14 protein-coding genes are annotated in these 18,183 nt (G+C 67.0%); 6 read left to right on the plus strand and 8 right to left on the minus strand.

Annotated elements, in window-relative coordinates; all coding sequences use genetic code 11:
* The first annotated feature begins 38 nt into the window (after nucleotides 1-38).
* Nucleotides 39-497 (plus strand): PTS IIA-like nitrogen regulatory protein PtsN, encoded by a 459-nt coding sequence (ptsN, locus tag U0023_RS08645; RefSeq protein WP_009490752.1) that lies wholly within the window; start codon nucleotides 39-41, stop codon nucleotides 495-497.
* A 95-nt stretch (nucleotides 498-592) separates the two neighbouring features.
* Nucleotides 593-2,581 carry a methyl-accepting chemotaxis protein gene (locus tag U0023_RS08650; protein ID WP_083861342.1) on the plus strand — a complete coding sequence of 663 codons (1,989 nt, stop codon included), beginning with the start codon at nucleotides 593-595 and terminating at the stop codon, nucleotides 2,579-2,581.
* Between the two features lie 22 nt (nucleotides 2,582-2,603).
* Here the strand turns inward: U0023_RS08650 and U0023_RS08655 are convergent, their stop codons facing one another.
* From U0023_RS08655 to U0023_RS08665, 3 genes are all read right to left on the minus strand, one after another.
* A complete protein-coding gene (locus U0023_RS08655; RefSeq protein ID WP_009490754.1) occupies nucleotides 2,604-3,326 on the minus strand; it encodes an SIMPL domain-containing protein in 723 nt (240 codons plus the stop codon).
* Nucleotides 3,327-3,417: 91 nt separating this feature from the next.
* Complete coding sequence (locus U0023_RS08660) at nucleotides 3,418-4,503, minus strand: polyamine ABC transporter substrate-binding protein (RefSeq protein ID WP_009490755.1); 1,086 nt, start codon at nucleotides 4,501-4,503, stop codon at nucleotides 3,418-3,420.
* 97 nt (nucleotides 4,504-4,600) lie between these two features.
* Nucleotides 4,601-5,755, minus strand: coding sequence for an aminotransferase (locus U0023_RS08665; protein WP_009490756.1), 1,155 nt, complete (start codon nucleotides 5,753-5,755; stop codon nucleotides 4,601-4,603).
* Between the two features lie 726 nt (nucleotides 5,756-6,481).
* Between U0023_RS08665 and U0023_RS08670 the strand changes: the two genes are divergently transcribed.
* The 3 genes from U0023_RS08670 to U0023_RS08680 all read left to right on the plus strand — a co-directional run bounded on the left by U0023_RS08670 (nucleotide 6,482) and on the right by U0023_RS08680 (nucleotide 10,457).
* Nucleotides 6,482-7,486, plus strand: coding sequence for a FecCD family ABC transporter permease (locus tag U0023_RS08670; RefSeq protein WP_009490757.1), 1,005 nt, complete (start codon nucleotides 6,482-6,484; stop codon nucleotides 7,484-7,486).
* A complete protein-coding gene (locus U0023_RS08675; RefSeq protein WP_009490758.1) occupies nucleotides 7,483-8,268 on the plus strand; it encodes an ABC transporter ATP-binding protein in 786 nt (261 codons plus the stop codon). Before U0023_RS08670 ends, U0023_RS08675 begins: the two co-directional genes overlap by 4 nt.
* 224 nt (nucleotides 8,269-8,492) lie before the next feature.
* Nucleotides 8,493-10,457: a nucleoside-diphosphate sugar epimerase/dehydratase gene (locus U0023_RS08680; RefSeq protein ID WP_009490759.1), complete on the plus strand. Its 1,965-nt coding sequence runs from the start codon at nucleotides 8,493-8,495 to the stop codon at nucleotides 10,455-10,457.
* Here the strand turns inward: U0023_RS08680 and U0023_RS08685 are convergent.
* The 5 genes from U0023_RS08685 to U0023_RS08705 form a co-directional block, all read right to left on the minus strand.
* Nucleotides 10,390-11,331, minus strand: a complete 942-nt coding sequence (locus U0023_RS08685) for an NAD-dependent epimerase/dehydratase family protein (RefSeq protein ID WP_009490760.1) — start codon at nucleotides 11,329-11,331, stop codon at nucleotides 10,390-10,392. The genes U0023_RS08680 and U0023_RS08685 overlap by 68 nt on opposite strands.
* The gene (locus U0023_RS08690; protein ID WP_009490761.1) at nucleotides 11,328-12,419 is read right to left on the minus strand and encodes an MraY family glycosyltransferase; all 1,092 of its coding nucleotides are present in this window, start codon (nucleotides 12,417-12,419) and stop codon (nucleotides 11,328-11,330) included. The genes U0023_RS08685 and U0023_RS08690 overlap by 4 nt, the downstream gene beginning before the upstream one ends.
* Nucleotide 12,420: 1 nt before the next feature.
* Entirely contained in the window at nucleotides 12,421-13,428 is a 1,008-nt protein-coding gene (locus tag U0023_RS08695) for an NAD-dependent epimerase (protein ID WP_009490762.1), read from the minus strand.
* A 264-nt stretch (nucleotides 13,429-13,692) separates the two neighbouring features.
* On the minus strand, nucleotides 13,693-14,631 hold the full coding sequence (locus U0023_RS08700) for an MBL fold metallo-hydrolase (RefSeq protein WP_009490763.1): 939 nt from the start codon (nucleotides 14,629-14,631) through the stop codon (nucleotides 13,693-13,695).
* A gap of 94 nt (nucleotides 14,632-14,725) precedes the next feature.
* A complete protein-coding gene (locus tag U0023_RS08705) occupies nucleotides 14,726-17,272 on the minus strand; it encodes an ABC transporter ATP-binding protein/permease (RefSeq protein ID WP_052600480.1) in 2,547 nt (848 codons plus the stop codon).
* 159 nt (nucleotides 17,273-17,431) lie between these two features.
* Between U0023_RS08705 and U0023_RS08710 the strand changes: the two genes are divergently transcribed.
* On the plus strand, nucleotides 17,432-18,154 hold the full coding sequence (locus U0023_RS08710) for a tetratricopeptide repeat protein (RefSeq protein ID WP_009490765.1): 723 nt from the start codon (nucleotides 17,432-17,434) through the stop codon (nucleotides 18,152-18,154).
* Nucleotides 18,155-18,183 lie beyond the last annotated feature (29 nt).

The raw sequence follows: 18,183 nt of genomic DNA on the forward strand, positions 1-18,183 counted from the left end.
GAGGCCTTCCAGGCTTCACATCATAATGCAGCGTGATCATGCCTTTGCTGGATTTTCTAGACCCTCGGGCCGTTCTGCCCGCCTTGCGCGTCAGCGGCAAAAAGCAGGCCCTTCAGGAACTGGCCTCCCAGGCGGCCCTCCTCACGGGCCTCACCGACGACGCCATCTATGAAGCTCTCCTGCAGCGCGAGCGCCTCGGCTCGACCGGGATCGGCGAGGGCATCGCCATCCCGCACGGCAAGCTGCCGGGCCTGACCCGCATCTTCGGCCTTGTGGCGAGGCTTGAGAAACCGGTCGATTTCGAAGCTCTCGATGGCCAGCCGGTGGACGTGCTCTTCCTGCTTCTGGCGCCCGAAGGGGCCGGAGCCGATCACCTGAAGGCCCTGGCGCGGGTGGCCCGGGTCCTGCGGGAGCCCGGATTGATCGAGCGGGTCAGGGCCACGCGGGACGCCACCGCGCTCTATGCCATCATGACGGAATTGCCGAAGGCGGCCTGAAGCGAAGCGCAAGCGGATTTCTGACCTAACGTAAATCTCTCTTTAACGCGTCCGCCGCAATCCTGCCGCAAAGTCCTAAAGAGGGATTCGGGGGAATGTCGTCTCTTGCTCGTTTGAGGCGGCCGTCGGTGCGGGTGCGCGTCGCCACGTTGAGTGGCGTCATGGTGCTCGGCTTCGCGGTCATCGGTGCGGTTTTTCAGGCTGGCCGCCATGAGGTCGAACAGGCGCTGTCGGCGCAGCAGACCTATTCAGCCCTGGCCGAGAAGGCCAACCAGTTCCGGGGCAGGGCCGATGCCCTGAAGGTGACGGCCGGAGAATGGACGGCGAGCCGCCTCGGCCATCATGGCCAGTCCTTCATGGATCAGCACAAGGCCCTTGCTGGCCAGCTCGACGAGATGAGCGCCGCCGCCGGCGCCGGATTGATCGAGCCCGAGATCGACGCCTTGAAGCAGCATGCGGCGGCGCTGATCGGTCAGGGCAGCGCCCTCAACAAGCTTTATGTGGCGGTCGGCACCAAACCGGACGAAGGGGCCCAGGGGCGCCTTCTCAGGGCCGAGGCGAATCTGGAAAAGCTGGTACGTCCCCTCACGGGCAGCGGCGAGGCGATCACCTGGCGCATCTGGGCGGCCATGCTCGGCATGTTCAACCAGGAGGCCCGCGCCCGCATCCTTCTGGAGGAAAGCATCCTGGGCGCCTTCGAGGTCGAGCAGGGACGCTTCACCCGCGCGTTGGCCCAGTTCTCCGGCGATCCGAAGGACAAGGCGGCGATCGAATCCGCGAGTGTCACGTTCCAGGAAGCCTTCCACGCCTGGAGCGAGCTGGAGCAGCAGGTGTCCGGCCAGGGCGAGAAGCTGATGGGCCAGTTCGATCTGCTCGTCCCGGTTCTCGACCAGCTCCTGACCAAGGTCCGGACCGAGGCCCACAAGACCGAGGAGCAGCTCACCGCCTCGCAGAACCGCACCTTCACCCTGATCCTCTGGGCGATGGGCGCCACCCTGCTGTTCGGCCTGGTGCTCAACGTCCTCGTCGGCCGCTCGATCTCCCTTCCCCTGACCCGCCTCCAGCAGGCGATGCGGCGGCTGGCGGACGGCGATGCGGCGAGCGAGATTCCCTCCACCGATGCCACCGACGAAATCGGCGCCATGGCCCGCACCGTCCTGGTCTTCCGCGACAACGCCCGCGAACGCGAGCGGCTGACGCAGGAGCGCGAAGGCATGGCGGCCATCGATGCCGACCGGGCTCACAGGATTTCCAATGCGATCATGGCCTTCGACACGTCGGTCGAGCAGATCCTCGCGGAGGTTCGGCAGGTGACGGGCGATCTCGCGAAGGCATCCGGGCAGCTCGAGGGATCGGCCAATCACGTCACCCAGCAGGCGCAGATCGCGGGGGCGGCATCCACCCGCACCGCCCATAACATGTCGGCCGTCGCGAGCGCCGCGGACGAACTCGACGCGTCGCTTGCCGAGGTCGCGGCCCAGACCAATGCCTCCGCCCAGGCTTCCGAGCGCGCGGTGGCGGAGGCCCGGGGCGCGTCCAACAGCATGTCGACCCTTTCGACGGCCACGTCGCAGATCGGCGAGGTGGCGAACCTCATCCGCTCCATCGCGGCGCAGACCAACCTGCTGGCGCTGAACGCCACCATCGAGGCGGCCCGCGCGGGCGAAGCCGGCAAGGGCTTCGCCGTGGTGGCCTCCGAGGTAAAGGATCTCGCCGGCCAGACGGCCAAGGCGACCGAGGAGATCGCACGCCAGATCGAGGCCGTGCAGGCGGCCTCGCGCGAAACCCTGGTGGCGCTCGGCACCGTGCAGGCCTCCGTGGAGGACCTGGCCGGAGTCGTGTCCACGGTGGCCGGAACCGTCAGCCAGCAGACGGCGGCGGTGTCCGAGATCGCCCGGTCGGTAGCCCAGGTGTCCACGGAAGCCCAGGCGGGCACCTCCGCCATCGAGACGACGCAAGGCGTCGCCTCCCAGTCGCTCGAAGCAGCCCAGGGCGTGGCGGACCTGTCGGTTCTCCTGGAGAGCCAAGCCCAGCGCCTCGGCGCCGAGATCGGCCGGTTCCTTCAGAGCGTCAGGGCCGCATGAGCCTCGAGGGTGGCCGGGATCCTCAGGGCTTCCCGGCCATCTCCCAGACGAGTTGGACATTGGCCGTGTAGCGGATCGTCGCCGGCGGCACGATCGGGACCGACTCGGCGCCCTTGGCCATCGCCATGGACATGCGCATGTCGGGCTGCGGCTCGAACGGCTGGGCGGAGCCGTCGCGGATCTCCAGCAGGCGGCCCAGTGAGACGCCGGCGGCGGCGGCATAGACTTCCGCCTGGCGGCGGGCGTCACGCACGGCGGCCTCGCGGGCCTTGTCCCCGCCTTCTTCCTGCCTGTCGAGGCCGAAGGTGACCGCCTGGAAGGTCATGTCGCCGCTGGCCAGGATCTCGCCCGCCAGACGACCGACGCCGTCGAGGTCGCGGGTGGTGATCCGCAGCTGATGGTTGGCCGAGAATTTCGGCGTCTTCATCTCCTTGCCGTCAGGACCGACCTGCTGCGGCGTCTGGAAGACCTGGAAGTTCGCTGTCCGGATGTCCTCCCGCTTGATGCCGAGGCCCTGGATGCGGGCAAGCACCCGCTCCGTCGCATTGTTGTTGGCGGAGGTCGCCTGCGCGACGGTGTCGGCCTGGGTCGCGACCGTCACATGGATGCGCGCGAAGTCCGGCTTCAGCTCCGCCTCGCCCGTTCCCATGACGCTGATCGTCGGCTCGCGCGGCGTGGGCGTCTGGGCGAGCGCCGGGGCGGCAAGGCTCAAGGTCGCGAGGGCGGCGACGGCGGCAAGGCGCATGACGGAGAGTCCTTCTTCAATGGAAAAGCCTCGCCCATGGGCGAGGCTTCGAGGGCTGCGGGACAATGCCCGGGCGAACCTGAGCGGCGGATTAACGGCCGGTCTTCACCTTGGTCCAGAGGCGCGTGACGGTGCGCTGCGAGCGCTCGTCATAGGCCGTGTTGGTGAAGAGGCGCTTCATGGTGGCCTCGTCCGGATAGATGCCGGGATTGTCGAGGATCGCCTTGTCGATATGCTGCTTGGCCGCGAGGTTGCCGGAGGCATAGGACACGAAGTTCGAGTTCATGGCGGCGATCTCGGGCTTCATCATGAAGTTGATGAACTCGTGTGCCTCGGCCACGTTCTTGGCATCGGCCGGGATCGCGAAGCTGTCGAACCACATCAGGGCGCCTTCGCGCGGGATGACGTAGCCGACCTCGACGCCGTTCTTGGCTTCCTCGGCCCGGTTCTTGGCCTGGATCATGTCGCCCGAATAGCCCACCGCCACGCAGATGTCGCCGTTGGCGAGCGCGTTGATGTATTCGGACGAGTGGAACTTCTGGATGTTGCCGCGGATGCGGAACAGGGCATCGCCCGCCTTGTTCAGGTCCTCGGTGCGCTTGGAATCCGGGTTGAGGCCGAGATAGGCCAGCACGCCCGGGAAAAGGTCCTCGGGTGAGTCGAGCATGTAGATGCCGCAGGCCTTCAGCTTGGAGGCGATCTCCGGCTTCAGCACCAGGTCCCAGGTGTTGAGCGGCATGTCTCCGAGGATCTCCTTCACCTTCTTCACGTTGAGGCCGATGCCGGTGGTGCCCCACATGTAATTGACGGCATATTGGTTGCCCGGATCGAACACGGCGAGACGCTGCGTCACCTCCGGCCATTGGTTGGCCAGGTTCGGCAGTTTCGCCTTGTCGAGCTTCTGGAACACCTTGGCGCCGATGAGGCGCTGCAGGAACGGGCCGGAGGGCACGACGATGTCGTAGCCGGACTTGCCGGCGAGAAGCTTGGTCTCGACGATCTCGTTGTTGTCGTAGGTGTCGTAGACCACCTTGATGCCGGTCTGTTTCGTAAACTCGTCCAGCGCCTTCGGGTCCACGTAGTCGGACCAGTTATAGACGTTGACCACGCGCTCCTGGGCGGCGGCGGCGGTGACAAGACCGAGGGTCAGAGCAACCGAGGCGAGAAGACGGAACATTTAGGGCGGCACTCCTCAAGATAAGTGTGAATGGGGGCAGGCTAGGAAATTCCGGCCCAAGAAACAATGTCCAAGTTGTTGGCGGGCCACATGGATTTCAGGCCGCTCTTCTGATCGCCTTCGCGAGCCGCTCCAGCCCGGCATCCAGCGTCGAATCCTTCTTGGCGAAGCAGAATCGAACCACGTTCTTCACCGCTCCCTCCGCGTAGAAGGCCGAGACCGGGATCGCCGCGACGCCGTGCTCCATGACGAGGCGGCGGCAGAAGGCCACGTCGTCGGTTTCGCCGAGAGCCGAGATGTCGATATTGACGAAATAGGTGCCCTGGCTCGGGATCACATCGAAGCCCAGGGTCCGCAATCCATCGGTGAAGCGGTCGCGGCTGCGGCCGAAATTGGCCCTCATGCCTTCGAAATACGCATCGTCCTTGGCGAGCCCGTAGGCCACGGCGGCCTGCAGGTTCGGCGCCGTCGTGAAGGCGAGGAACTGGTGCGATTTCGCCAGCACCTTCATGATGTGCGGCGCGGCCGCCACGAACCCGACCTTCCAGCCTGTCAGGCTGAAGATCTTTCCGGCCGAGCCGATCTTCACCGAACGGTCGCGCATGCCCTCCAGCCCCAGCACCGGCTGGTGCCGACGGCCGTCGAAGACCACGTGCTCCCAGACCTCGTCGGAAATCGCGATGGCATCGAACCGGCGGCAGAAATCGGCGAGAAGATTCAAATCCTCGTTCGAGAACACGGTCGCGGTCGGGTTGAGCGGGTTGTTGAACACCACGGCCTTGGTCTTGGGCGAGAAGGCCTTGGCCAGCGCCTCTTCGGTCAGGCGGAAATGGGGCGGCTGCAGGGTGACGAATTTCGGCACGCCGCCGGCCAGGCGCACGAGCGGCAGGTAGGCGTCGTACATGGGCTCGAACAGCACCACCTCGTCGCCCGGCTCCACGATGCCGAGGATCGCGCCCGCGAGCGCCTCCGTGGCCCCGGAGGTCACCATGACCTCGGCATTCGCATCGAGATCGGTGCCCTGCCAATGCTTGTAATGGGCCGCGATGGCCGTGCGCAGTTCCGGGATGCCCATCATCGACGGATACTGGTTGTAGCCGTTGAGCACCGCATCCGCCGCCGCCCGCCGCACGTCCTCGGGACCAGGATCGTCCGGGAAACCCTGGCCGAGATTGATCGCCCCGGTCTCCCGGGCAAGGCTCGACATGACTTCGAAAACGGTGGTGGGCAGGTTGGCGAACAGTCGGTTCATGCCGCTCTCTCGTTTGGATTTCCCTAGCGTCGAGGTGTTTCGTATCACGGAGCGGCCGAAGATCGAACCGGCTTTCTCGACAAGCCAGCACCTTGGGGCCCGCAGCTTGCGCTGCGAGCCTGCAGGTCAGTCGAGGGAGGGCGCGAGAAGGCGTCCGGCTCGGTTGTAAGCTAATGGAAGAACCCGACGGCTCCTCGCGCACGGTTCTTTTAGGCGTTTCGACTTGGACCAGCACAGGGCTGCCAAGGGCCTCCTGCCGCCGGCTGCGTGACCGTCGGACAGGACCGTGCCGGATCCCACACCGTGCGACGCCTCGCGAAGCGCGCCCCTCGTCGGATCAGGCTGTGCAACGATATAGCCAAGGTTCACGCCCCTGTCAAGAACAAAGTGAGAACATAACATCACGCTTCCCACACCCGCCGCGTCATCACCTCCCCGGACTTGATCCGGGGATCAGACCCCGCCACCCACGTGTTCCAGCCACGGCAAAAGGCGTGGGTGGCCGCACTTGGTGCGGCCATGACGTTCAGGATGTCATTCCCGGCCGGAGCGCAGCGCAGGGGGAGGAAATCCACCCGCGCAGCGCTTGATCGTGGATCCCCTTCCCGGCCTACGGCCGCCGGGAACGACACCGAGCGGCTCTTCCAAGCGCGATGCCCGACAGGCCCGGCTTTGCCGTCCCGATCTTTCGTGCTCTATCCAAGGGAGCAAAGAAACCGCAGGTCCATGTCCCTCGCCCGGTCCTCCCTCATTTCCGGCCTGATCGTCCTTCTCGGATGCCTGAGCGTCGTGTCCCTCGTCGTCGGCCCGGCGCCGATCGCGGTGCCGGAAGCCCTGCGGGCGCTCGTGTCGGACCAGGGGGCGGCCAGCATCGTGGTGCGGGAGATCCGCCTGCCGCGCACGCTTCTCGCCTTGCTCATCGGCTGGATCTTCGGCCTTTCGGGCGCGGGGCTGCAGGGGCTGCTGCGCAATCCGCTCGCCGACACGGCGGTGTTCGGGGCCCCGCAGGCGGCCGCCCTGGGGGCCGTGGTCGTGATCTATTCCGGCCTCGTCGGCACCCTGTCCTGGGCGCTGCCCTTCGCGGCGATTGCCGGAGCCCTCCTGTCGATCGCGCTCGTCGTGGCGGTCGCGGGACGGGGCGCCACCATCGTGGTGCTGGTTCTCGCGGGCCTCGCGGTCGGATCCCTGGCGGGAGCGGGCACGTCGCTCGCCATCAGCCTGTCGCCCAATCCCTTCGCCGTGACGGAGATCGTGTTCTGGCTCCTCGGCTCCTTCGAGGACAGGTCCTTCGTCCATGTGCTGCTTTGCGCGCCCTTCATCGTCCTGGCCTCGGGCCTGATCCTGTCGGCGGGATCGGGCCTGCGGGCGCTCGCGCTCGGCGAGGAGACGGCGCAGAGCCTCGGGATCGACGTACCGCGTCTGCGCGGCCTGATCGTCGCGGGCGCCGCCATCGGCACCGGGGCCTCGGTGGCGGTCGCCGGCTCCATCGGATTCGTCGGCCTTGTCGTGCCGCATCTCGTGCGCCCCTTCGTGGGCTACGATCCTGCCCGGACCCTCGTCCCGGCGGGCCTCGCCGGAGCTGTGCTCCTTCTCGCCGCCGACATCGCCGTGCGCCTCATCCCCTCCGGTGCCGAGGTGAAGATCGGCGTGCTCACGGCCCTGCTCGGTGTCCCGTTCTTCCTCTGGATCATCGCGCGCCGCAGGGCGGAACTGGTGGAGACGCCCGCATGACGCGTCTCGAAGCCCGGTCCCTGACAGTGGACCTCGGAGCCCGCCGCGCCCTCGACGGGGTCGACCTCTCCCTCGAGCCGGGACGCTTCACTGTGATCGTCGGCCCGAACGGGGCCGGCAAGACGACCCTGTTGCGGAGCCTGGCCGGTCTGGCGGTGCCGTCGAAGGGCGAGGTCCTGCTGAACGGCCTCTCCCTGATCCGAATGCCTGCCGGCGGGCGGGCACGCTCCATCGCCTATCTGCCCCAGGGCGGCGGCGTCGCCTGGCCCTTGCCGGTCGCGGGCGTGGTCGCGCTCGGCCGCCTGCCCCATGGGGAAAAGCCGGATCGCCTGTCCGACGCGGGCCGGGAGGCGGTCGCCTCAGCGCTCCGCTCGGTCGGGCTGCAGGACTTCGGCCGAAGACCCGCCACGGCCCTGTCCGGCGGCGAGCGGGCCCGGGTCCTGCTCGCCCGCGCTCTCGCGACGCAGGCGCCGGTGCTGCTGGCCGACGAGCCCGTCGCGGCACTCGACCCGCGCCATCAGCTCGTCGTGCTCGACGTCCTGAAGACCCGCGCCCGGGCCGGCGCGAACGTGGTCGCCATCATGCACGACCTGACGCTGGCGGCCCGCTTCGCCGACGACATCGTGCTGCTCCAGCGGGGGAGGGTCGAAGCCTTCGGCCCGCCCGCAACGGTTCTGACCGAGGAGAGGCTCGCCGCGATCTTCGGCATCCGGGCGCAGGTTCTGACGCGGGCGGGCGGCCTCCTGGTGGTGGCCGAAAGCCCCCTGCCGGGCCTCCCGTGACGAATTCCGCGCATGGGCTTTATGTTACGGACTTACATTGACAAAGCCACAAGCCCGACGGATACCCCTGGTCAGAGCGCCGGACCCGAAGTGAATTTGCACTTTTGGAACCCATCCGGTGCATCTTCTCGTTGCTGGCGCATCGTTCTTCGCAGAAAACGGGGTCCATTGTTCACTCTCGCGGCCCTTGAGGGCCGCACGATGCGCTACGGTACGGCAGGGCTATGAATCAGCAGGGTCTCAAGAAAGCGCTCATCGTTGTGCATGATCTCGTGGTGACGGGCGTGGCCGTTCTCGCGACCTTCTACGTGCGCTTCGACGGCTCGTTCCTCTACGATCGGCTCGTCCATCTGCCGCTTTTTCTTCCTCCCTTCGTCGCCTTCGCGGGCGTGGTCTACTGGTTCTCCCAGCTCTACAAGTCCAAGTGGCGCTTTGCGTCCCTGCCGGACCTGTTCAACATCTTCCGGGCCGCGACCATTCTGGCGGTCGTCCTCCTGGTGGTCGATTACCTGCTCGTCTCGCCGCAGCTCCGCGGCACCTTCTTCTTCGGCAAGATCACGATCGCCCTCTACTGGCTGATCCAGATGTTCCTGCTGGGCGGCCCGCGGCTGGCGTTCCGCTACATGAAATATGCCCGCTCGCGCCATACCCTGCAGCGCGACGCCAGCACGCCGACCCTGCTCCTGGGGCGCGGCAGCGACATCGAGGTGATCCTGCGGGCCATCGAGGCCGGCACGGTCAAGAAGACGCAGCCCAAGGGCATCCTGACCTGGCGCAGCGACGATGTCGGGCAGTCCATGCGCGGCGTGCCCGTGCTCGGCACCTTTGCCGATCTCGATCAGGTCATTCAGGATTTCCACGAGCGGGGCACGCCCATCCGCCGCCTCCTGGCGACGCCGAGCGCCCTGATGCCGGAGGCCCATCCCGACATGCTGCTCGCCCGCGCCCGACGCCTCGGCCTGCCGCTGGTGCGGGTCACGAGCCTGGGCGAAGGCATGCGCGACGCCGAGCTCGCCCCGCTGGAGATCGAGGACCTGCTCCTGCGTCCGACCGTGCAGATCGACCGGAAGCGTCTGGAGAATTTCATCCGCGGCAAGCGCGTCCTGGTGACGGGCGGCGGCGGCTCCATCGGGTCGGAGATCTGCACCCGCGTGGTCGCCTTCGGGGCCAGCGACCTCATGATCCTCGAAAGCTCCGAGCCGTCCCTGCACCACATCCTGGAAAACCCGACCTTGCTGTCGAGCGACACCAACGTGGACGGGGTCATCGCCGACGTGCGCGACCGGGACCGGGTGCGCGAGGTCATGAACGGGTTCCAGCCCGAGGTGGTCTTCCACGCCGCCGCCCTCAAGCACGTCCCCTATCTCGAGAAGAACTGGACCGAGGGGGTCAAGACCAACGTGTTCGGCTCGGTGAACGTGGCCGACGCGGCCGTCGAGGCCGGGGCCGACACCATCGTGATGATTTCCACCGACAAGGCCATCGACCCGGTCTCCATGCTCGGCGCCACCAAGCGCTTCGCCGAGATGTACGGGCAGGCGCTGGACGCCGAGTTCATGGGCCGCAACGGCGCGACCCGCATCATCGCGGTGCGCTTCGGCAACGTGCTCGGTTCGGTCGGTTCCGTCGTACCGAAGTTCAAGGCGCAGATCGCCCGCGGCGGGCCGCTCACGGTCACCCATCCGGACATGGTGCGCTACTTCATGACCACCCGCGAGGCGGCGGATCTCGTGCTCACCTCCGCGTCCCACGCGGAAGAGAGCCGCGCCCTGACCGAGCGCACCAACGGCGACGAGCGCGCCTCGGTCTATGTGCTCAAGATGGGCCAGCCGGTGAAGATCTACGAACTGGCCGAGCGGATGATCCGGCTCGCCGGCTACGAGCCCGGCGAGGATATCGAGATCCAGGTCACCGGCACGCGGCCCGGCGAGCGGCTGCACGAGATCCTCTTCGCCCGCGAGGAGCCCCGCACGGAGATCGGCATCGACGGCGTCATGGCGGCGAAGCCCATCTTCGCCGATCGCGACCGGGTCGATCAGTGGCTGCAGATCCTGACGCGCTCCCTGGCGAACGGCGACCGCGCCCTGGCCGAGCAGGTGTTCGAGGATGCGATCCCGGAGTTCAAGCGCCGGAAGCCCGCGCCCCAGCCTGCCGAGCCAGTTCAGCAAGCGCGTCTCGCGTCGAGCTGACCGGCTTCCAGCCCAGGTTCCGCAAGGCTTCGGGGCTCGCGACCAGCGAGCCCGCCAGCCGCTCGTAGGCCTCGCTCCGGCCCGTGAGCGTGGCGGCTCCCTTCAGGAGGAACGACGGCACCGGGACGAGCCCGGGCCTGCGTCCGAAACCCTTGCGCAGTGCCGTGACGATCTCGGGGATCGTCACCGGCTCCGGATCGGCCACGAGGAAGGGGCGCCTCAGGGGGCCTTCCGCGCGCAGGATCGTGTCCACGGCGGCCGTGAGATTGTCGAGGGAGAGGAGCGAGCGCCTGGCGCCCAAGGCCCCGAGGGGCAGGGGCCAGGGCGATTGCGCGAGCGCCAGGAGCGCCGCCATGTTGCCCTTCACTCCGGGACCGTAGACGAGCGCGGGGCGAAGGGCCGCCCAGTCGAGGCCAAGGGCCGCGAGGCCCCGCTCGGCCTCGAGCTTCGAGCGGCCGTAAGGATCGGTGGGGCGGGGTTCCAGGGCTTCGGTCAGGACGCCCTCGGCCGTCGGGCCGCTCTGGGCCCGGATCGAGGAGAGGAACACGAAGCGCTTCACGCCCGCCCGCTCGGCGGATTGCGCGAGCTTCACGGTCGCCTCGGTGTTGATGGTCCGGTAATCGTCCTCCGGGCGTCCCGACATGGCATGGGCGAGGCCCGCCGAGTGGATCACCATGTCCACGTCGCGAAGCGCCGCCGCCATGTTGTGCGGGGAGGCGATGTCGCCGATCACCGCGCTCGACGCGCCGGCGGGCACCTCGGACGGCCGGCGCAGCAGCACCCGGACCCGGTATCCTCGCCGGGGCAGCTCGTTCAGGAGATGTCGTCCGATGAAACCCGTGGCGCCGGTCAGGGCAATCAGGGGTGAATTCATCGGGAAACCTCCAGGGGAACTGACACGCGGGGATGCGAGAAGCGCCTGAGAACCAGGCCGACGAGAACGACCCCCAAGGCAAGCGCCGCGATCTGCACCGCGCCCGAGGGCCAGACAAGGGTCATAGCGGCGAGACCGGCCAGGACAAGGTTGAGGGCGAAAACATAAGCCGCGACCTGAAGGACCGAGAAGCCGTTGTCGGTGGCCTTCTGGTAGAAATGGCTGCGATGCGCCTCCCACACCTTCTCACGCCGCGCGAGGCGGCGCAGCAGGGTGATGGTCGCATCCATCAGGTAGTAGAGCGGCAGCAGGAGCGCCGCCGCCAGCGCGCCCGTTCCGGCGAGCTGCAGCAGCATCCAGCCGACGAGAAGCCCGATGGGTAGCGACCCGACATCCCCGAGAAAGAGCCGCGCGACCGGCTTGTTGAAGGGCGCGAAGCCGAGGAGGGCGCCGCAGAGAGAGGCCGCCACGAAAACGATCGGCGTGCCGGTGATGAGGCCGAGGCCTGCGAGAAAGCCGGTGATCGGCACCATTTCGGCGACGGTGATCCAATCAAGTCCGTCCATGAAGTTGACGAGGTTCACGAACCACACGCCGCCGAGAACGAGAAGGGCGAATTCGATGCCCTCTGGGATCCAGGCGGGTAGGATGTGGGTGCCTGAGGCTACGACGACTACGGCGACTGCCACGATCTGCAAGAGCAGTCGATGCATCGCAGACAGGGGGCGAATGTCGTCAACGGCACCGACAACGGCAAGCCCGATGGCAGCAATCAAAACGACCCAGACAAAGCGAAAATGAATTCCGCTGCCCCAATTCACTTTGATGTCAGGCGCGAGGATGACGGCAAGGATTGAAACCGGAACAATCGTTGCGGTCAGGACTGCAATACCCCCCCCTTGGGGAGTTGGAATGCGGTGGCTTGAGCGGGCGTTGGGCCGCGCGAGGGCATAGCGCTGGAGCAGCGGCATGAGGATCGCGATCAAAGCCGCGGACAGCAATCCCGAAAGGACTATGAGGCCGAGAAGCACGCTTTCGCGTTCGAGAAAACCCAAAAGATTCAGAGCGAGATTCTTTACGGAGTCCATTTTACGCCCTGTGGTAGTCGCGGTACCAGGCCACGAAGCGCCTGATCCCTTCCTCGAGCGACGTCGCGGGCGCGAAGCCCACGTCGCGGCGCAGGTCCGTCACGTCGGCGCGCGTTTCCAGCACGTCGCCGGGCGGGAGCGGCACGTCCACCCGCTTCGCCTTTTTGCCGAGGGCATCCTCGATGAGCGCGATGAGATCGTTCACCTCTTCCGGTGAATCGTTGCCGATGTTGTAGACCCGGTGCGGCGCGGGGCCGGTGGCCGGATCGGGATGCTCGGCATCCCAGGTCGGATCGGGCGCCGGGATCCTGTCGACCAGCCGGACGATCCCTTCCACGATGTCGTCCACATAGGTGAAGTCGCGCCAGACCCGCCCCGCCTGGGCGACCTGGATCTCGCGGCCTTCGGCGATGGCATGGGTGAACTTGTAGACCGCCATGTCGGGCCGGCCCCAGGGACCGTACACGGTGAAGAAGCGCAGGCCCGTGCAGGGCAATCCGAAGAGGGACGCATAGGAATGCGCCATCATCTCGTTGGCCTTCTTGGTGGCGGCATAGAGGCTGATCGGGTGATCGGCGCTGTCGTGCTCGGAGAAGGGCAGCTTGCGGTTGGCGCCGTAGACCGAACTCGACGAGGCGTAGACGAGGTGCCGGATCCCGCCGTGGCGGCAGGCTTCCAGCATGTTCATGAAGCCGATGAGGTTCGACGCCGTGTAGGGCTGAGGATCGACGAAGCGCACGCCCGGCTGGGCGGCAAGATGGATGACCTTCTCGAAACGGTGGCGCTCGAACAGGTCGCGGGTCGCCTCGGCGTCCGCGAGGTCCAGGCGCTCGCCCACGAAGGTGTTGTGCGGGGTCAGCGTTCCGAAGCGGGCCTCCTTCAGGCTCACGTCGTAATAGGGCGTGAAGCTGTCGACCCCGACCACCTGATGGCCGTCGGCCATGAGCCGCCGCGCGACGTGGAAGCCGATGAAACCTGCTGCACCGGTGACGAGGATGGGAGCTGACATGAAAAGGCCTGCCTGGTGAAGTGGAGGGAACCTTAGCGCATCGTGCGGAAAAGTGGACCTGGTTTTCCCGCGTCGAACGATGCGCCAGCCAAGAGCGGAGCGTCGGATCGATCCCAAAAGTGCAAGTCCACTTTCGGGTCCAATGCGCTCCCCCAAGAGTGGGGCATCGGATCGAACCCAAAAGGGCAGGTCCACTTTTGGGTCCGCTGCGTCAGACCTTTTCGTTAAGGGGATATCTTTTCGGGGCACCGCGCGGCGCGGGATTCAGGTCGCGAAATCCTTCATAGAGACGGCTCTTGGCTCCTCGGCTTTCGCCCGCGGTTCCGGGCAATCCTTGTCCAGGTCGTCCTCCAAAGGCTCGAACGCGAAGGATTGGCGCTCCCGTGCCATGAAGGCCGTGGGCATGACGGCCTGCATCTCGGCCTCGGCGGCCTTCAGGAACGCGTCGTCGTGACCGGGATAGAGGTGGAAGATCGCCAGCGCCTTCACGCCGGCGCTCTGGGCCAGTTCGACGCCCTTCTGCCAGGTGGAATGGCCCCATCCGCGGCAATAGGAATATTCGGCGTCGGAGAACATGCCGTCGAAGACCATCAGGTCGGTGCCGCGCACGAAATCCGCGAGGCTCGGATCGGGCCAGGGATCGCTGTGCTCCACGTCGCTGATGTAGCAGATGCTGCGGCCCCGGTGGCTGATGCGGAACCCCGTGGCTCCGCCCGGATGGTTCAGGAGATGCGTCTCGATCCGGGTGCCGTCGTCGAGGACGAGCGGTTCGCCCGCCTTGAAGCCGTGATGCTCGAACCGGGCGGGGAGCTGGCCGAGGCGCACGGGAAAGAGCGGCGGAGCGAAGAGGCGGTTCAGGGGCTCCATGGCGCTCTCCCCTTCCAGGTGGCCGCAATAGGTGCGGATCACCCGGTCCTTGGCGAGAAGGGCAGGCTTGAAGAAGGGAAGGCCGCTGATGTGGTCGAGGTGAAGATGGCTGAGCAGAATGTCGATCTTCTCGGGCGCGGAGGCGGCGAGTTCGGTGCCGAGGGCGGAGAGACCGGTTCCCGCATCGAGGATGAACAGGCGGTCTCCGCAGCGGACTTCGATGCACGGCGTGTGCGAGCCGAACTCGACGTATTGGGGGCCGGATGCGCAGGTGGAGCCGCGTATGCCCCAGAACCGGACCCGCAACGCGTCAGAGGATGCAACACGCCTTACCATTTCAGGATCATGACCAATCGAAAACCCTGCTTATGTGCGCTAGCGCACATCGACAAGCTGCCCCCGAGCGGGACGGCAGGTCAAGGTAAATATATCACGCACTGAGTGCCTCGAGAGGCCTGGTGCGGCGATCCACCACCGGCTCGCCCCGCTCGAAATAGATAACAGCGTCGAAGGGCGGTTGATCCATGGCCGGTGAGATCGACGGCGTGACGAGGATCAATCCGCGTCCGACGAAGGCGCGGCGCAGGTTGGTGACGAGCCGGTCGGCGGCGGGCCCCGGCAGGCCGTCGAGCGCGCGCTGCACCACCAGGATGCTCGGCCGGCGCACGAGGCCGCGCACCAGGTCGATGGCTGCAACCTCGCTCAGGGTCAGGTCGTCACCCTGCGGATCGACCGGGGTGTCGAGGCCGATGCGCGAGACCTCGCCGTCGAGGCCGCGCTGCGTCAGGACCTGGCGCGTCGCCTCCTGCACGGCCTCGAGCGCGCCGGCCTGATCGGCCACGATGCGCCCGAAGAGCAGGTTGTCCTGGATGCTCGCCGCCGCGCAGAAGCGGCCCTCGTCGTAGAACTCGATGGAGGATTTCAGGCTCACCGGCAGCATGCGGGCGAAATCCGCGCGGGCGACGAGGATCTGCTCTTCCATGGAGGGTTCGAGCAGGCCCAGGCGATGCCGGCTTTCGTTGTAGCGCAAGGCGAGGCCGATCAGGCGCTCCCGGTCCCGCGAGGTCTGGTCGCTGCGCCGCTGCTCGTTCCTGCGGTCGACGAGATCCTGGAAATAGGGACGGTCCGCGGCCGAGAAGAACGAGAAGCGCTCGAAGAGCGGAGAGCCGTCCGGAATGTCGGAGAAGATCTCGATCATGCTCGTGGCGATCGACAATCCTATCCGGGCGAGCGGCTTGGTCAGCTCGTTGGCCTCCAGGATCGCCCGGACGAACGGATGGCTCGACAGGCGGTCCTCCTGGAACGAGTCGCCGATGGGCTTTCCGAACAGCAGGTTCTCGCCGATGGTCGCATAGCGGTTGTAGCGCGTGGCGCTGAAGGGGTCGACGTAGCGGTCGATCCCTTCGGCCGCAAGCGCCGCCTGCACGGCGCGGCGCGCTTCCACGATGGCGGCGGCGAGCTTCGGCTCCCGCTCCGGATCGAGGGTGCCCGACAGGCCGCGCGCATGGGTCAGGCGGTCGAGGCCCGCGACCGCGATGGCCTCGGACAGACGATGCCTGAGTTCGGCCTCCGGGGCGGAGGCGCCATAGAGCAGGTTGTCCCGCAAGCTGCCCTCGATCAGCACCGTGTTACCCGTGAAGGCGATGCGCCGGCTGCGCTCCACCGGATCGGCAGCGGAGAGTTCGACGCCGCCATAGGTCAGACGGCCGAACGAGGGGGGGATTTGACCGCTCATGAGAGCTGCGAGAAGCCGGGGGCCCGCATCCCCGTCGCCGACCAGGGCCACGTGGGACGGGAAGGCGATGTTCAGGTTGACCGAGGTCACCCGCGCCCCGCTGGCGGGATCGTAGGCCGAGACTCCTTCGGCCACGAGCGCGCCGCTGTCGGGCAGGCCGGCCTTGCCCTTCAGGGCCGCGCGCAGCTTCAGCGGCCCCAGGCCCTTGCCGAGATCGATGAGCAGCGCCCGCGCCCTCAGGGTGAGCCTGTGCCACTGGACCACCTCCCGCGTTCCGTAGGCGGCCAGCGCCGCCGCAAGGACGCAGGCCGCCACCGTTCCGGCCGTGATGGGACGCTCCTGCGAGAACCATGCGCCGAGGGCCAGGATCGACAGCGGAGCGATCATGAGCACGGCCGCGGAGGCCGCTTCGGCAAGCGCCAAGCGGTACTCCCACCGCATCACCGGCCGATGGCTCCGCACCAGCGCCTCGCGCACCCGGTTCCGCTCGTAGGGAGCGGTGCCGTGGGCGCGCAGGGCCGGGATGCGATGCTCCAGACCCTCGAACACGTTCTCGGCCTCGTCGCCTTCCCGGTGCCGGGCGGCGGTGGCGTCGAACCGCAGCAGGGAGCGGCGGGCGCTCGCGATGGCGCCCAGCGCCAGGACCATCGCCAGGGTGGCGCCCAGATGCCAGTCCATGACGAACACATAGGTGCAGGCGAGGCCGATCATGCCGCCCAGCTTCACCGGCATGAGAAGGCTCGAGCCCAGGACGCCGCTTTCCCGCGCCAGTCCGCGGCCCGCGAGCGCCGTCACCATGGCGATCTCGTCATGGGAGGCGGACGGCACCTTGAGAATGACGTCGAGGGCGGCCGATTGGGTTTTCGTGAGCATCCTCAGGCCGATGCCGACCACCAGCCATTCGAAGCCGACCAGGAGCAGGCCGAGGAGAAGGGGGACGAGCAGGATGCCGACGATCGACGCCACGGCGAAGGCCTCTGGTCCCAGCAGGATGCCTGGAAACAGGACGATGGAATCGGACGGGGGAGCGCCCGGGGACACGATGGCGATCCGCAGAAAGGACGCGGGCGCATCCCAGCCACCCGCCCCGCCGGTCGCCCGGTCGACGACATCGTGCACGAGGTGGAATCCCACGAGGATCAGAAGGCCGGCCAGGGCCAGAAGTCCAAATCCGACGAGATGGCGAAAAGGAGATGTTTTCCACGCCAGGCGCAGCGGATCGCGCTCCACGACAACTCCCAAGGACGACTCCAACGAACAGGTTCACATGACGGAGATGGAACCTAATGCATTTTTCGGCGAATGCGACGAGCTTGGCCGTTAAAAAGTGCGTTGCGGCACATGATGGGTGCCGGAGGCGCTCCGCTGTCATCCCGGGGCCCCAGGCCGGAAAGGGGATCCATGGCTCTGCGCCTGATCTGGAAGGGGCCGTTCCAGCCGCCTTCGAGCCAGCTTCCCGTCGCTTCAAACTTTGCCGGTTTCTCCTCTCGCCGCGCCGCGCTTCAACGCTATGTCACCCCCCTTGGAATCCCGCTTTCTCGTCTTGCACGGAGGATCGCAAGCCTGTCCATGACGTCTCCTCTGCCGCTCGATTCGGTCTTCCAGACGGTCCTCGATGTTCCGAACAAAACACCGAGCCCTGATCTGCCGCGCCGCCTGACAGGGCTCTTCAGGGAACTGGCCCTGCCCGAACCGACGCGTCCGGTCGAGGACATCGAGGACCAGATCTGGGCCCTGTGGGGTTCGCACGAGGACCGTCTGGCCGAGGAGACCCTGATGGCGGCCGTGGAGGCCATAGGCTCGGGTTCGCTCAAGGCCGCCAGGCCCCTGCTCGACCATCTGGTCGGCAAGCATCCGGACTGGGCGGAAGCCTGGAACAAGCGGGCGACGCTCGCCTCCATCGAGAAGCGCGACGCGGACAGCCTGCTCGACATCGACCGGACCCTGCAGCTGGAGCCGCGCCATTTCGGCGCCATCGCGGGCTTCGGCAACATCTGCCTGCGCAACGGCCATCTCAACGAGGCCCGGGCCGCCTTCCAGATCGCCCTGTCGATCAACCCGCACATGGACGATCTGCGCGACATGCTGGAGAACCTGTCGCCGCATCACCTGATGCTGCATTAGACGGTGCGGGAACGATCCCCGCCGCAAGC

This window comes from Microvirga lotononidis (assembly GCF_034627025.1).
In the GTDB taxonomy this organism is placed as follows: domain Bacteria; phylum Pseudomonadota; class Alphaproteobacteria; order Rhizobiales; family Beijerinckiaceae; genus Microvirga; species Microvirga lotononidis.